13 protein-coding genes are annotated in these 14,716 nt (G+C 64.8%); 8 read left to right on the plus strand and 5 right to left on the minus strand.

What is annotated here, in order from left to right:
* Positions 1-27 precede the first annotated feature (27 nt).
* Together ASC75_RS02770 and ASC75_RS02775 are read right to left on the minus strand one after the other, a co-directional pair.
* Positions 28-867 carry an EAL domain-containing protein gene (locus ASC75_RS02770; protein ID WP_055970321.1) on the minus strand — a complete coding sequence of 280 codons (840 nt, stop codon included), beginning with the start codon at positions 865-867 and terminating at the stop codon, positions 28-30.
* Positions 867-1,772, minus strand: a complete 906-nt coding sequence (locus tag ASC75_RS02775; protein ID WP_055970323.1) for an EAL domain-containing protein — start codon at positions 1,770-1,772, stop codon at positions 867-869. Before ASC75_RS02775 ends, ASC75_RS02770 begins: the two co-directional genes overlap by 1 nt.
* 277 nt (positions 1,773-2,049) lie before the next feature.
* On the opposite strand from ASC75_RS02775, the gene ASC75_RS02780 reads away from it, so the two are divergent.
* From ASC75_RS02780 to msrP, 7 genes are all read left to right on the plus strand, one after another.
* Entirely contained in the window at positions 2,050-3,252 is a 1,203-nt protein-coding gene (locus ASC75_RS02780) for a pyridoxal phosphate-dependent aminotransferase (RefSeq protein ID WP_055970324.1), read from the plus strand.
* Positions 3,253-3,475: 223 nt separating this feature from the next.
* On the plus strand, positions 3,476-3,868 hold the full coding sequence (locus ASC75_RS02785; RefSeq protein ID WP_156381076.1) for a hypothetical protein: 393 nt from the start codon (positions 3,476-3,478) through the stop codon (positions 3,866-3,868).
* Between the two features lie 123 nt (positions 3,869-3,991).
* A complete protein-coding gene (locus ASC75_RS26345) occupies positions 3,992-4,162 on the plus strand; it encodes a hypothetical protein (protein ID WP_018428911.1) in 171 nt (56 codons plus the stop codon).
* Positions 4,163-4,486: 324 nt separating this feature from the next.
* Positions 4,487-6,373: an MFS transporter gene (locus ASC75_RS02790; protein WP_055970327.1), complete on the plus strand. Its 1,887-nt coding sequence runs from the start codon at positions 4,487-4,489 to the stop codon at positions 6,371-6,373.
* 212 nt (positions 6,374-6,585) lie between these two features.
* Positions 6,586-7,500, plus strand: a complete 915-nt coding sequence (locus ASC75_RS02795; protein ID WP_055970328.1) for a pyridoxal-phosphate dependent enzyme — start codon at positions 6,586-6,588, stop codon at positions 7,498-7,500.
* Between the two features lie 270 nt (positions 7,501-7,770).
* Positions 7,771-9,822, plus strand: coding sequence for an elongation factor G (locus tag ASC75_RS02800; protein ID WP_055970330.1), 2,052 nt, complete (start codon positions 7,771-7,773; stop codon positions 9,820-9,822).
* Positions 9,823-10,001: 179 nt separating this feature from the next.
* Positions 10,002-10,961 carry a protein-methionine-sulfoxide reductase catalytic subunit MsrP gene (gene msrP / locus ASC75_RS02805; RefSeq protein ID WP_055970331.1) on the plus strand — a complete coding sequence of 320 codons (960 nt, stop codon included), beginning with the start codon at positions 10,002-10,004 and terminating at the stop codon, positions 10,959-10,961.
* Positions 10,962-10,964: 3 nt separating this feature from the next.
* Here msrP and ASC75_RS02810 read toward each other — a convergent pair whose 3' ends face one another.
* Positions 10,965-11,372: a GFA family protein gene (locus ASC75_RS02810; protein WP_055970332.1), complete on the minus strand. Its 408-nt coding sequence runs from the start codon at positions 11,370-11,372 to the stop codon at positions 10,965-10,967.
* Positions 11,373-12,146: 774 nt separating this feature from the next.
* Here ASC75_RS02810 and ASC75_RS02815 point away from each other — a divergent pair.
* Positions 12,147-12,647 (plus strand): isoprenylcysteine carboxylmethyltransferase family protein, encoded by a 501-nt coding sequence (locus ASC75_RS02815; protein WP_055970635.1) that lies wholly within the window; start codon positions 12,147-12,149, stop codon positions 12,645-12,647.
* A gap of 21 nt (positions 12,648-12,668) precedes the next feature.
* On the opposite strand, the gene ASC75_RS02820 is transcribed toward ASC75_RS02815, so the two are convergent.
* Together ASC75_RS02820 and trxB are read right to left on the minus strand one after the other, a co-directional pair.
* Positions 12,669-13,565: a LysR family transcriptional regulator gene (locus ASC75_RS02820; protein ID WP_055970333.1), complete on the minus strand. Its 897-nt coding sequence runs from the start codon at positions 13,563-13,565 to the stop codon at positions 12,669-12,671.
* Positions 13,566-13,597: 32 nt separating this feature from the next.
* Entirely contained in the window at positions 13,598-14,572 is a 975-nt protein-coding gene (gene trxB / locus ASC75_RS02825) for a thioredoxin-disulfide reductase (protein WP_055970636.1), read from the minus strand.
* Positions 14,573-14,716 lie beyond the last annotated feature (144 nt).

Here is a 14,716-nt window from a genome sequence, read left to right on the forward strand (position 1 = left end):
TCAGCATTTGTGATGTTTCGCCTGAAATCAGCCAAACAGCGGAACGACGACACACGCGCCACGGCGATATTGCGACATTTCGCGCGGCCCGTCCGCAAAGACGCTGCCGACCAGCATGGCCGGCTCGAGCAGGTCGCCCTGGAAAAGGTCGACGCCGGCGCCAAGGGCGATTTCAAGGCGGCTTTCGCTGTCGATGCCCTCGACCAGCACCGATACCCCTTGCGCCTTGAACTCCGAGACCACGGGCCGCAACAGCCTGCCGGTCGCGGCGTCGGCGCAGAATCGCTCGAACGACGCCCGATCGAGCCTGGCGATGCCGGCTTTCACCCGAGCGGCTGCATGTGCATCCGGCTGCCCTGCCCCGTGATGACCAACCGCGACACGCAGGCCCAGCTCGCGCAAGGCGTGGGCAAGGTTTTCGTCGACACCATCGATTTCGCAGATCAGCTGCGACACGTCGAACCCTTCGTCCACCAGGCGCTGCACCATGAAACGCAGGTCGGCCGTGGCTTCGCGGCCACCGCGTCCGTCATGACGGAACAGCAGCGAAATGCCTTCGACGCCAATGTTGTGGACATTGGCCAGCGGCAGCAGCTCGATCATGCGCCCGACGATCGCGCGATCTTCGGCAGCCACCTCGGCCAGGAATTCGGGCATCGCCACCGGCTGGCCCTTGAGATAAGGCACGACCTGCGCATCGGCGGCCACCGGCGTCAGCCGGCCCTGCTCATGGCGGAAGATCGGCTGCATGGCGCAGCGCAGGCGGAAGTCGCCATGGACGCCGAACTCCAGCCCGATCTCGTCGGCGACGATCCTGGCAGCCAGATCCGCCGGCAGTGCTCCAAACCCGAAAAACCCGTCACTCATCATGAAGTCCTTTTGCCGAAGCTTCGGCCTGGTCTCGGCGCGCTGCCTGCCAGCGGGCCAGCGTCTCCGGCTGCAGCCGGGGACCCCTGTTGCTTGCCGGCAGCCACGGGCGCCGCCGGCTCGAAATGTGAAAAATCAGCCGGCACGATCTCCGGCATCGCCAGCACGAACCCCTGCACCATCGAGGCGCCGGAGCGCTCGGCCAGCTGCAGTTGCCAGCTTTCCTCGAGCCCTTCGAAGACGGTGCGGATCCCCTTCTCCTCGAAGTTCGCCACCATCTCCTTGAGCAGCGCGAACCCTGCGCCGGATTCCATCAGGCGGCTGATCCAATGAGCATCGAACTTGACGATGTCGGGCTTGATGTCGCGGATTCGCTTGATGTCGGATTCGGCCGAACCGAAATCGTCCACGGCGATGCGCAGGCCGTTTGCCTTGAGGGCCCGGACGAAATCGAACAGCGCCTCTTCCGAGGCCGGCTTCTTCTCGGTCACTTCGCAGACGATGCGGCGCGGGTCGATGCCGGTCTCGTTGAGAACCTGGCGCATGTCGCGCAGCGCGTGTTCCGAAATCGAGCGGTCGAGGAACACCGACGGATCGAAATTGATGAAGATCGATGCGGACCTGGGCACGAACGCCGCGGCGTTGAGCAAATGCAGAGTCCGCGTCAGGGTCTCGACCTGCAGCCGCTCGGCACCGTCCACGACGGCGAAGAACATGCCCGGCGGAACCGCATCGGCACCGCGAAACGGCCTGATCAGCCCTTCGAAGGCCGTGGCCAGCAAACGCCCCGACTGAAAGGCGAAAATCGGCTGGAACGCGCTGTGCAGGGCGTGCACGCCCCAGACTCCGGTCGCAGAACCGTCGTCGTGCCGGATGATATGGGCGAGCCCGATGCTCTTCGACACGGTCCGTCCTATTTCCGGAATACTGCGAATTTGCTTCGCCAAAATCTCATCGAAGATTTGATCGCCGGTTAACGGAATGTCTCAAACTTGACCCACCGGCTGGCAGCCGCATGCTTATGCACAGCTCACCACGTCCCTGGCCCAGCAGATCCGGTACGCCCGCGACGTCAATATGCTTGCGATTCCTTGCGTCATGCGACATTACAGCGCCGCGCGTTCCGTCGGGCGCGCAAAGCGGCGCGCGACCGCGCCTTTTCCGAACCGGAGACTTGAAGTCATGGCCTTTCTTGCCGATGCCCTTTCCCGCGTTAAGCCTTCCGCGACCATCGCGGTCACGCAGAAAGCGCGCGAGCTGAAAAATGCGGGCCGTGACGTCATCGGCCTGGGCGCCGGCGAGCCGGACTTCGACACCCCCGACAATATCAAGAACGCGGCGATCGAAGCCATCCGCCGCGGCGAGACCAAGTATCCGCCGGTTTCCGGCATCGTCCCGCTGCGCGAGGCGATCGCCAGGAAGTTCAAGCGCGAGAACAACCTCGACTACAAGCCGGAGCAGACCATCGTCGGCACCGGCGGCAAGCAGATCCTGTTCAACGCCCTCATGGCGACGCTGAACCCGGGCGACGAGGTCATCATCCCCCGCCCCTACTGGGTCAGCTATCCCGAGATGGTGGCGATCTGCGGCGGTACGTCGGTGTTTGCCGAGACGAGCATCGACAACGGCTTCAAGCTGACCGCCGCGGAACTTGAGCGCAGGATCACGCCAAAGACCAAGTGGCTGCTGATGAACTCGCCGTCGAACCCGTCGGGCGCCGCCTACACCGAGGCCGAACTGCGCGCCATCGCCGACGTGTTGCTCAAGCATCCGCATGTCTGGACGCTGACCGACGACATGTACGAGCACCTGACCTATGGCGACTTCGTCTTCAAGACCATCGCCGAGGTCGAGCCCCAGCTCTATGACCGCACGTTGACGATGAACGGCGTGTCCAAGGCCTATGCGATGACCGGCTGGCGCATCGGCTATGCCGCCGGCCCGATCCAGCTGATCAAGGCGATGGACATGATCCAGGGCCAGCAGACCTCGGGTGCCTGCACAATCGCCCAGTGGGCATCGGTGGAGGCGCTCAACGGCCCGCAGGACTTCATCGCCAAGAACAAGGCGATCTTCCAGGCCCGCCGCGACCTCGTCGTGTCGATGCTCAACCAGGCGCGCGGCATCACCTGCCCCTCGCCGGAAGGCGCGTTCTACGTTTATCCGTCCTGCGCCGGGCTGATCGGCAAGAAGACCCAAGCCGGCACCGTTATCACCAATGACGAGGTTTTCTGCTCGGAACTGCTCGAAGCCGAAGGCGTGGCGGTGGTGTTCGGATCGGCCTTTGGCCTCGGGCCGAATTTCCGCATCTCCTACGCCACCTCGGAAAAGACCCTCGAAGAGGCCTGCACGCGCATCCAGCGCTTTACCGCCTCTCTCGTCTGAGCCCGGCCGTATCGGACTGTTGGAAAACCCGGCTCCGGCCGGGTTTTTCTTTGCCGGCTGCGCGAATCGACCGAAACTGTCATGCGGCTGCCGGCAAGAATCTTCGATTCTCATACGCTGTTATACATTTGCATATTGCCGTTCCGGCCTGAACTCTGTTAATCTAAAGTAACTATATCCGCCGCGGCAGGCGGCGGTGTGCAGAGGCGTCCAGAGGCAGCAATTGTATCAGCATAGACAGCAGCAGCAGGGGCGAAGGAGCACAAGTTTGCTCACGCACTTGTTCTTGTTGCTGTTGACCGTTTTTGCTGCCCTTTCGGCCTCGGTTGCATCGAGTCAGGCGCATTTCAGCAATCAAGACGAAAGCCCTCAGCTTTCCGTCGGCGATGTGCCCTACACGGAACCCGCAGATCCTTTCGCACTTCTGGCCTGGGGCGATTCGTGCGTCCCGATGGCCGAAGGCAATTGCGACGGCGCCGACGACAGCGGCCTGCTTCGGGCCGGCCACGGCCTGCCGATCGCGGCCATCGACAGCGCCGCCTCGCCGGCTGGCTCGCCCTTCAATTTCCTGCGCGCACGAACGAGCGCACCCCGCGCCCCGCCAGCCCAGGCCTGACGGCGCAACGCGCCCCACCTGCGCCGCATGACCGGACAATACGCGACACATTCATAGGCTCGTCGCAGCTTGCCGGTCGTCCTCCCACGGGACTGCACGTCCCGACAAGTCTCAGGAATTGTCATGTCTAAGACTCACCCACTCGGATTCCGTATCGAACGCGATCTCAAGGAAGCGCTCGTCAAGGCGGCCAAGGACGATCACCGCTCGGTGTCGTCGATGGTCGAAATCATCATCGCAAGGTGGCTGCGCGACCGCGGCTACCTCGTCGAGAAGGAAGAGCGGGCCGCCTGAGCCCGCCTTGCCTGACAAACGGCCCGGCGGCGCCAATCGTGCCGCCGGGCAGCATCCGCAAGCAGCTTTCCGCCTGCGAGCAGCGCCGGGCGCCAGCACAGGCCCCGCTCTTCTGGCGCCGGTCTCACATCGTCTTTTGCGATGCAGCATCAATAGCTTCGAACACTTCGCGGCTGCTTCTACGACCAAAGTCATAATCCCAAAGCAGCGATGGATAACGCCCGCCTCCCGGCGTTATCACTTCGACCGTCGTTAGGTTCGGCGGATTCGCGCGGAGATTGCTCTCCAGGCCCTTTACCGCCGGCACTCTGGGAGGAGACAATTATGGCAATTTCGGCAACCGCCGGCGCTACCCGTCGCGGCATGTCGCGAGAAGAGAAGAAGGTCATCTTCGCTTCCTCGCTCGGCACCGTCTTCGAATGGTACGATTTCTACCTTTACGGTTCACTCGCCGCCTTCATCGGCGCGACCTTCTTCGCCTCGTATCCCGAGGCGACGCGCAACATCTTCGCGCTGCTCGCCTTCGCCGCCGGCTTCCTGGTGCGCCCCTTCGGCGCGCTGGTCTTCGGCCGCATCGGCGATCTCGTCGGCCGCAAATACACCTTCCTCGTCACCATCCTGATCATGGGCCTGTCGACGTTCTTCGTCGGCCTGCTGCCCGGCTCGGCCACCATCGGCATCGCCGCACCGATCATCCTGATCGTGCTGCGCATGCTGCAGGGCCTGGCGCTCGGCGGTGAATATGGCGGCGCTGCGACCTATGTCGCCGAACACGCCCCCGACGACCGCCGCGGCTACTACACCTCGTGGATCCAGACCACGGCGACGCTGGGCCTGTTCCTGTCGCTGGTCGTCATCCTGGTGGTGCAGAGCTGGCTCGGCAAGGAGGCCTTCGCCGCCTGGGGCTGGCGCGTTCCGTTCCTGCTTTCCTTCATCCTGCTCGGCATCTCGGTGTGGATCCGTCTGTCGCTGTCGGAATCGCCGACCTTCCAGCGCATGAAGGAAGAGGGCAAGGGCTCCAAGGCGCCGCTGTCGGAAGCCTTCGGCCAGTGGAAGAACGCCAAGATCGCCCTGCTCGCGCTGTTCGGCCTCACCGCCGGCCAGGCCGTGGTGTGGTACTCGGGCCAGTTCTACGCACTGTTCTTCCTGCAGAACGTGCTCAAGGTCGACGCCCAGGCGGTCAACATCATGATCGCGATCTCGCTGCTTCTCGGCACCGGCTTCTTCGTGCTGTTCGGCTGGCTGTCCGACAAGATCGGCCGCAAGCCGATCATCATGGCCGGCCTTGCACTCGCCATCGTCACCTACTTCCCGCTGTTCAAGGCGCTGACCTGGGCCGCAAACCCGGCACTCGCCACCGCCCAGCAGAACGTTCGCGCCACCGTCACCGCCGCTCCCGGCGACTGCAAGTTCCAGTTCAACCCGGTTGGCACCGCGAAGTTCACCACCTCCTGCGATATCGCCACGTCGTTCCTGACCAAGAACTCGGTTCCCTATGACGTCGTCGCGACGGCTGCTCCGGGCACCCCGGCAACCGTCAAGATCGGCGAGGAAACCGTCACCTCCTATGACGCCATCGCCGCCGGCGATGCCGCCAAGGCGAGCGACGCTGCCTTCGTCAAATCGGTCAACATCGCCCTCCACGACGCCGGCTATCCGCTGGTCCGTGGTACGGCCAAGGTTGCCGACCAGAAGCTCGACGCCTTCATCGCCGCCAATCCGGAACTGAAGCTCGACGCCGCCGCGGTCCGCGCCGGCGAAAAGACCACCGTTCCGACCGAACAGGCGATCAAGGACAAGCTGGTCACCGCCGAAGAGGCAGCCGGAGCTCCGGAGGTCGGGTTCTTCAACATCCCGGCCGGTGGCAGCTTCGCCATGGTCGCCGACCCGGCAGCCGTCAGCTGGCCGATGATCATCGCCATCCTCACCGTCCTGGTCATCTACGTGACCATGGTCTACGGCCCGATCGCGGCGATCCTGGTCGAGATGTTCCCGACCCGCATCCGCTACACCGGCATGTCGCTGCCCTATCACATCGGCAACGGCTGGTTCGGCGGCCTGCTGCCGGCAACCGCCTTCGCCATGAGTGCTGCGGCCGGCGACATCTACTACGGCCTGTGGTACCCGATCGCGATCGCGGCGATGACGCTCATCATCGGCACGCTGTTCGTCAAGGACACGCTCGGCACCGACCTCAACGCCAAGGACTGATCCTCGGCCACCAACGCTGAAAAGCCCGGCAGGTGCGAACCTGCCGGGCTTTTTCATTTCACAGACATGCCGAAAACGGCCGGCATCGATAGTCCTGGCTGGTCGGCCGGTGGCCTGAGGGCGCATGAGCGCTCGTCAGGGCCTCCTGCCTGCTGGCGCCGGTTCGAGAATTACCGCATAAGCACCAAACGTCTCCCCCAAGGTCGAAACCCATGACCCTGCATCTCAACACGCCTCTGCTCGAATCGCGGCCCCTCAGCCTGGCAGCGGGGCGGTCGGTCTGGCTGAAGATGGACGCCCTGCAGCCACCCGGCTCATTCAAGATCCGCGGCATCGGCGCCGCCTGCGAACACCATGCCAGCAGCGGCAAGCGCCGCTTCATCTCATCCTCAGGCGGCAACGCCGGCATCGCAGTTGCCTATGCCGGCCGGCGTCTGTCGATTCCCGTGTCGGTCTTCGTTCCCGAGACGACGACGGACAGGGCCAAGGCGCTGATCCGCCAGGAGGGCGCCGAGGTCATCGTCCACGGTGCCTCGTGGCAGGAGGCCAACGAACGCGCCCTGTCGGCGCTCGACGCGGAAACGGCGTTCATTCACCCCTTTGACGATCCGCTGCTCTGGGCCGGCCATGCGACGATGATCGACGAAGTCGTCGCCAGCGGGCTGTCTTTCGATGCTGTCGCTCTGTCTGTCGGTGGTGGCGGTCTCATGGCCGGCGTTGCCCAGGGGCTGGCGCGCAACGACCTGGCACATGTCCCGATCATAGCTGTCGAGACCGACGGAGCGGCGTCGCTGGCTGCCGCGATGACGGCCGGTTGGCGGGTGCAACTGCCCGCCATCACCAGCATCGCCACCTCGCTCGGTGCCCGCGTCGTCAGCGAGCGCGCCTTCGAGCTGGCACAGAGCCGAGCAGTCGAGAGCGTCATCGTGCAAGACCGCGCCGCCGTCGAGGCCTGCCTGCGCTTCGTCGACGACCATCGCGTGCTGGTCGAGCCGGCTTGTGGCGCGACGCTCGCCCTCGCCTATACGCATCCGGCTTCACTGGCGCGCTTCGAACGCGTGCTGATGGTCGTCTGCGGCGGAGCGACGGCGACCCTTGCCCAGTTGCAGTCCTGGCAAGCCGCCTGACCGGCTCTGGCGAGATTGAGGCCGGTGGTTTCAAGCTTCCCGGCCCTCCCTTCATTGGCTCCGGCCTGGCGCTGGACCTGAGCAGGAGGTTCGGCCGCGACGGATGGCTCGCCTCCGAACCGAGCGGGCGCCTCATCCCCTTGCCCTCCCGGCAAAGCCGTGTGACGATGGGTACGACCGGGAGGAACACCAAAAACGTCATTGCCCGCGACGGCCGAACAGGCCGGCCGCCGCATTCAGGGAAAAATGCCTGAGTGGAGGTCAGCTCTCATGGGTAGTCGCGCCGGAGGAAGACGCACGGGACCGAAATGCATCGCCATCGTCGGTCCCTTTGCCAGCGGTAAAACCACTCTTCTTGAAGCCCTTCTCGCCCGCACGGGCGCCATTTCCAAGCAACAGCCGGTGTCGACCGGCAACACGGTGTCCGATCATTCGGCCGAGGCCCGCGCCCACGCGATGAGCGTCGAGGCGGTCTTTGCCACCACCCAGTTCATGGGCGAGAGCATCACCTTCGTCGACTGCCCCGGCTCGGTCGAGTTTGCCTTCGAGGCCGACCCCATCCTTGCTGCCTGCGACCTGGCGGTCGTGGTCGCCGAACCCGACGAGAAGAAGATCCCCGCCTTGCAGCTGATCATGCGCAAGCTCGACGAGCTCGGCGTGCCCCGCATCCTGTTCCTCAACAAGATCGACAAGGCGACGACCGGCGTGCGCGACACGCTCAAGCTGTTGCAGCCAGTCAGCCGCACGCCCCTGCTGCTGCGCCAGATCCCGCTACGCAAGGATGGCGTCGTCGTCGGCTCGATCGACCTGGCGCTGGAACGCGCCTATGTCTACCGCGAGTATGCCGAGAGCGAGATCGCCGAAATCCCCGGCGACGAGAAGGCGCGCGAGCTCGAAGCCCGCTTCGCCATGCTCGAAACCCTCGCCGACCACGACGACCAGCTGATGGAGCAGCTGCTCGAGGAAATCGAACCGCCGAAGGACGAGGTCTTCGACGACCTCGCCGCCGATCTGCGCGATGGCGCTGTCACCCCCGTGCTGATCGGCTCGGCCGAAAAGGGCAATGGCGCGCTCAGGCTGCTGAAGGCCATCCGCCACGACGCCCCCGATGTCGAGGCGACCCGCAAGCGGCTCGGCGTCACCGACGGCAGTGCGGCCATCGTCCAGGTGATGAAGACCATCCACACCTCGCATGCCGGCAAGCTGTCGGTGTCGCGCATCCTGTCCGGCCAGGTCGGCGACGGCGCCGAGCTGTGGCTCAATGCCACCGACACAGCGAAGGTTTCGGGCATCTACCGCATGCTCGGCAAGGACCAGTCCAAGCTCGCCAGCGCCGGTGCCGGCGAGACCGTGGCACTCGGCAAGCTCGACAACGTCGCCACAGGCCAGACGCTGACCTCGGCCAAGGGCGGCATGAAGCCGCTCGTCAGCCTCGAGCCGCCAAAACCCGTCTACGCCTTCGCGCTGCGTCCCAAGGAGCGCAAGGACGAGGTCAAGATGTCGGCCGCCATCCAGCGCCTGGCCGAGGAAGACCCCTCGCTGACCCTGCACCACAACCAGGACTCGGCCGAAACCGTGCTGTCGGGCCATGGCGAGATGCATCTGAGGGTGGTGCGCGAGCGTCTCGAAGGCCGCAACCAGATCGCCGTCGAAGGCTATGCGCCGGCGGTGCCTTATCGCGAGACGATCCGCAAGGCCGTCCAGCAGCGCGGCCGCCACAAGAAGCAGTCTGGCGGCCACGGCCAGTTCGGCGATGTCGTCATCGAGATCAAGCCGCTGCCGCGCGGCTCGGGTTTCGAGTTCACCGACACGATCACCGGCGGCGTCGTGCCCAAGCAGTACATCCAGTCGGTCGAGGCCGGCGCGCGCGATTTCCTCAAGGTCGGCCCGCTCGGCTTTCCCGTCGTGGACATCGCGGTCAACCTGTCGGACGGCTCCTACCACAGCGTCGATTCCTCCGACATGGCGTTCCAGATGGCGGCCAAGATCGCGATGAAGGAAGGCATGCCCGGCTGTTCGCCGGTCCTGCTCGAACCCGTCATGAAGGTCGAGATCTTCACCCCCTCCGACGCCACCGCCCGCATCATCGCGCTGGTGCCTCAACGACGCGGCCAGATCCTCGGCTACGACGCGCGCGCCGACTGGCAAGGCTGGGACGTGGTCGAGGCGACGATGCCGCAATCCGAGATCGGCGACCTGATCATCGAGCTGCGCTCGGCGACCGCGGGTGCCGCCACCTACCGCGCCGAGTTCGACCACATGGCCGAACTCACCGGCCGCCTCGCCGACGAGGCGATGCAGTCGGCCGGCAAGGCCGCGTGACACGGGATGGACCGGGCGGCCCCATCGGCCGTCCGGACCTTCCTCCTCACGCTCTGTTGATCTTCAATGCGGCAAGCGAACGAAACACGGCAGCGTTCGCACACGTATGTGAACGTGACCGCGTTGATTTCGCTGTCCGCCGGGGCGACCTTGCGGACGGTCCCTTTGGAGAACCAAGCATGGCATTCGTACACCGCCGCCCGAACTGGGCGATCTCAGAGGCCTTGGCCACGCCCGAGGAGATCTTCCTCAACCGCCGCTCGATCCTCGCCGGCATGGGGCTCGGCCTTGCCGCCGCCGCGCTGCCGCGGCCGGCTCGCGCCGAGGAAAAGGACCCCACTGCCGACCTCTATCCGGCCAAGCCGAACACGGCCTACAAGCTCGACCGCTCGCTGACGCCCGAAGAGATCAACGCCAACTACAACAACTTCTACGAATACGGCACCTATAAGGAAATCGCCGCCAACGCCCAGCAGCTCAAGACACGGCCGTGGGAGGTGCAAATCGGCGGCCTCGTCGACAAGCCGATGACGCTCGCCATCGACGACCTGATCAGGAAGTTTCCGCTGGAGACGCGGCTCTACCGCCACCGCTGCGTCGAGGCCTGGTCGATGACCATCCCGTGGAGCGGCTTTCCGCTGAAGGCGCTGGTGGCGATGGCCAGCCCCAAGGCGGACGCGAAGTTCATCCGCTTCGAGACCTTCCTCGATCCGGAGATGGCGCCGGGACAGAACGACTTCGTCTATCCCTGGCCCTATGTTGAAGGCGTCACCATCGAGGAGGCAGCACTCGACCTGCCCTTCCTCGTTAGCGGCGCCTATGACAAGCCGCTGGGCAAGCAGTTCGGCGCTCCGCTGCGTCTCGCGCTGCCGTGGAAATATGGCTTCAAGTCGATCAAGTCGATCCGCAAGATCGACTTCGTCGCCGAGCAGCCCGTCGGCCTGTGGGAAGCGATCCAGCCGAGCGAATACGGCTTCTGGGCGAACGTGAACCCCGACGTGCCGCACCCGCGCTGGAGCCAGGCCAGGGAACGTGTGCTGCATACCGGCGAACTGGTGCCGACGCAGCTGTTCAACGGCTACGCAGCAGATGTCGGCCAGCTCTATGCCGGCAAGGACCCGGCCAAGCTCTACATGTGAGCCTTACCCAGCCTTGATGTCGACATGCCACCATTTCGGCCGCCCGCCGCGGAACGAGTGGGCCGTCGGCTTGAATTCGAGCGAGCCGGGCTTGTCGAACGCCCCTACCAAAAGCGCCACGACCGGCGCGTCGTCGATGGCGCCGAGCGAACTGCCGCAGGAGGCACAGAAAGCGCGGCTGGAATAATCCGACGAGCGATAGACCGACGGCGCGCCGCCCGGCCCGGTCCAACTCACCTTGTCGCTGGCGAACTCCACCCAGGCGGCGGTCAGGGCGCCGGTGTGACGCTGGCAGATGCGGCACGAGCAGGTATGCGGCTTGCCGGCCGGGCCAAGCGCCTGGAACCGGATGGCACCGCAAAGGCACCCTCCGCCATGGATCTTCGGCCTCGCTGCCGGTGTCTTGCTCATGCTACCCCCACGATGCCTTCTGCCAGTGATCGGGAAAATGGAACCACAGGGCCGATATGGAGACGGCCCGCCAGAATCAAAAGCGGCGCCCGAGGCAATCTCGGGCACCGCTTTTTGCGGACCGTTCCGCGGGAGGCGGGACGGCAGGTCCGCCGCTACGTGGCCAACGTCTTGGGTCGTTGGCAAACTGCTGGACGCGGCGCTTTGCCTGAGCCCTGGCCCGCTCGGGTGATGCCCCCATCTCCCGGCGCGCCATCACCGCGTCCATCCAAAAGCTAGGCGCGTCGCGGGGAACGGGGAACGTTACCCGGGGTTACATGTCACTGTTACGTGGGCTGGAGCGCCTGAACCCGGGCAACAAAAAAGCCGGATCCAAGAAGATCCGGCTGAGTTTGTTTGGAAGTGCCGATTAAGGCTAACCTCCAGAGGGGAACACTCGAGGGCGCTAATGGGAGGAGGAACGCGCCCTGGAGATGATCAATATATGTGCTCTCTATGCCCAACAAACAAGCATCTATTTTGCAACGCACGCATGCAAAAAGGCGCGAGCTGTGGTCCAACTATGTTACAGGCCCGATAGGACCAGAATTACCGCCGAAAACCGGCAGATATCGATGCTGCAATGCACATCATAAGACGCGCTGACGGCAAAAAGGCCGCCGAATTCCGTGCTGCAGTGCAATGCCGCCGGTTCGGGCAGCGGACGATCATTGTTGCGGCAGAACCGGCATCATGCGCACTCTCCAAGCAACCCGACCAATGGGAGTGCAGGCCTTGCGCAAACCGTCCGCAGTGCTCGGCAGTGCCGTCTTCTTCCTCGCCGCGCCCGGAATCGTCGCCGGGCTGGTGCCGTGGATGCTCACCGCCGGCTACGGCCTTGCCGTGGCCAATGCGGCTTTGGTGGTCCTGGGTGTGATGCTCGTCGCGGCCGGGCTGGGCGTGCTGCTGCATGCCTTCGCCCGCTTCGCCATGGAGGGTTCGGGCACCCCTGCCCCGATCGCGCCGACCGAGCGGCTGGTCATCGGCGGCGCCTATCGCCACGTCCGCAACCCGATGTATGTGGCCGTGCTGGCGATCATCCTCGGACAGGCACTGATCTTCGCGCACGGGCCGCTCGTCGCCTATGCGGCCGTCATCGCCGCCGCCATGGCCGCCTTCGTGCGTTTCTATGAAGAACCAGTCCTGGCCCACCGCTATGGCGGCCGATACGAGGCCTACCGCAGCAACGTTCCCGGCTGGCTGCCGCGTCTCACGCCCTGGCGCGGCGACGGCTGAGGCGGTGCCTGACGCCCGGCCTCAGAAGGCCCAGCTGCGCGCCTTGGAGATGACGAAGTCGCGGAACACATGCAGCTTGGCCTGTTCCTTCATCGTGTCGGGATAGGCGAAATAGGTGTCGAAGGACGGCACCTCGGTTTCGGGCAGGAGCTGCACCAGCCCGTCATCCTTGCCCACGACATAGTCGGGCAGCATGGCGATGCCGGCACCGGTCTGCACTGCCCGCTTGATCGACAGGATGTCGTTGATCTGCAGCGTCGGCACGCGCTGGCCGCCCTCGAAATCGCCCACCGTCTCGAGCCAGTTGAGCTCGCTCAGATGCGTCGGCACCGGCACGCCGAAGGTGACAATGCGGTGGCTCTTGAGTTCGGCGATCGACGACGGCTTGCCGTATTTGTTGACGTAGGCTGGCGAGGCATAGAGATGGAAATGCACGGTGAACAGCCGGCGCTGGATCAGGTCGGGCTGCTGCGGCTGGCGCAGGCGGATGGCGCAGTCGGCCTGGCGCATCGTCAGGTCGAGTTCCTCGTTGGCGAGGATCAACTGCAGCTGGATGTCGGGATAGAGTTCGAGGAACTCCTGGACGCGCTCGGTCAGCCAGCCGGCGCCGAGGCCGACGGTCGTCGTCACGCGCAGCACGCCCGACGGCCTGTCCTTGGTCTCGGTCAGCCTGGTCTTGATCGTCTCAAGCTTCATCAGCACGTCGTGGGCAGTGCGAAACAGCATGTCGCCCTGCTCGGTCAGCACCAGACCGCGCGCGTGGCGGTGGAACAGCGGCACGCCGATGTCGTGCTCGAGCGCGCTCACCTGGCGTGAAATGGCCGACTGCGACAGCCGCAGCGTCTCCGCCGCATGCGTGAAAGAGCCAGCCTCCGCCGCAGCGTGGAACACGCGCAACTTATCCCAATCCAACGCCATTTTTCCCCTCTTATGCCAGGCGTCTGGTCGGCCTATTCGGCCGCTTCGCGATGCACTTCAATTCCCGCCAGGTACTTTTCGGCCTCAAGCGCTGCCATGCAACCGAGGCCCGCCGCCGTCACCGCCTGGCGATAGATGTCGTCGGTGACGTCGCCCGCGGCAAACACGCCGGGCACGTTGGTGCGCGTCGAGTTCGCCTCGGTCCAGAGATAACCGTTCGGCTTCTGCTTCAGCTTGCCGACGAACAGTTCGACCGCCGGCGCATGGCCGATCGCCACGAACACGCCGTCGGTCGCCATTTCGGTGATCGCGCCGGTGTGCACGTTCTTGAGCCTGACGCCGTTGACCGACGGCGGCAGCGGCTTCTGCGCCGCAGCACCGACGATCTCCTCGACCGCCGAATCCCAGATCACCTTGATGTTGTCCTTGGCAAACAGCCGCTCCTGCAGGATGCGCTCGGCGCGGAAATGGTCGCGCCGGTGCACCACCGTCACCGTCTTGGCGAGGTTGGAGAGGTAGAGCGATTCCTCGACGGCCGAATTGCCGCCGCCGACCACCACCACGTCCTTGCCGCGGTAGAAGAAGCCGTCGCAGGTGGCGCATGCCGAAACGCCAAAACCCTGGAACACCTGCTCGGAGGGCAGGCCAAGCCATTTGGCCTGGGCGCCGGTGGCGATGATCAGCGCGTCGGCCGTGTAGACGGTGCCGGAATCGCCCTTGGCGCGGAACGGCCGGACGTCGAGGTCGACCTCGGTGATGATGTCGTGGACCATCTCGGTGCCGACATGCTCGGCCTGCGCCCGCATCTGGTCCATCAGCCAGGGCCCCTGGATCGGCTCGGCGAAGCCGGGATAGTTCTCGACCTCGGTGGTGATCATCAGCTGGCCGCCCTGCTGCATGCCGGCGACGAGCATCGGCTTGAGCATGGCGCGTGCCGCATAGATCGCTGCCGTGTATCCGGCAGGACCCGAACCGATGATAAGAACTGGCGCATGTTTGGCGGTCATCGCAAGGGCCTTCGTGGTCAATGGAAAAAGCAGCCCCCCGCAAAACGGGGCGCAGATCGCCTCTAATCTAGGTGTTCACCCCTGCCCCGCGCAAGGCGACAAGATGTTACTCCCCCGAAAGCTTGATCTTCGGGGGAACGCGCC

This window comes from Aminobacter sp. DSM 101952 (assembly GCF_001424795.1).
In the GTDB taxonomy this organism is placed as follows: domain Bacteria; phylum Pseudomonadota; class Alphaproteobacteria; order Rhizobiales; family Rhizobiaceae; genus Aminobacter; species Aminobacter aganoensis.

What these genes read in the sequence shown, in the direction of transcription:
- ASC75_RS02795 (WP_055970328.1), top strand. Translation starts at nt 6,586, where the DNA reads ATGACCCTGCATCTCAACACGCCTCTGCTCGAATCGCGGCCCCTCAGC.
- ASC75_RS02800 (WP_055970330.1), top strand. Translation starts at nt 7,771, where the DNA reads ATGGGTAGTCGCGCCGGAGGAAGACGCACGGGACCGAAATGCATCGCC.
- ASC75_RS02820 (WP_055970333.1), bottom strand. Translation starts at nt 13,565, where the DNA reads ATGGCGTTGGATTGGGATAAGTTGCGCGTGTTCCACGCTGCGGCGGAG.
- ASC75_RS02790 (WP_055970327.1), top strand. Translation starts at nt 4,487, where the DNA reads ATGGCAATTTCGGCAACCGCCGGCGCTACCCGTCGCGGCATGTCGCGA.
- ASC75_RS26345 (WP_018428911.1), top strand. Translation starts at nt 3,992, where the DNA reads ATGTCTAAGACTCACCCACTCGGATTCCGTATCGAACGCGATCTCAAG.
- ASC75_RS02780 (WP_055970324.1), top strand. Translation starts at nt 2,050, where the DNA reads ATGGCCTTTCTTGCCGATGCCCTTTCCCGCGTTAAGCCTTCCGCGACC.
- ASC75_RS02810 (WP_055970332.1), bottom strand. Translation starts at nt 11,372, where the DNA reads ATGAGCAAGACACCGGCAGCGAGGCCGAAGATCCATGGCGGAGGGTGC.
- ASC75_RS02770 (WP_055970321.1), bottom strand. Translation starts at nt 867, where the DNA reads ATGAGTGACGGGTTTTTCGGGTTTGGAGCACTGCCGGCGGATCTGGCT.
- msrP (WP_055970331.1), top strand. Translation starts at nt 10,002, where the DNA reads ATGGCATTCGTACACCGCCGCCCGAACTGGGCGATCTCAGAGGCCTTG.
- trxB (WP_055970636.1), bottom strand. Translation starts at nt 14,572, where the DNA reads ATGACCGCCAAACATGCGCCAGTTCTTATCATCGGTTCGGGTCCTGCC.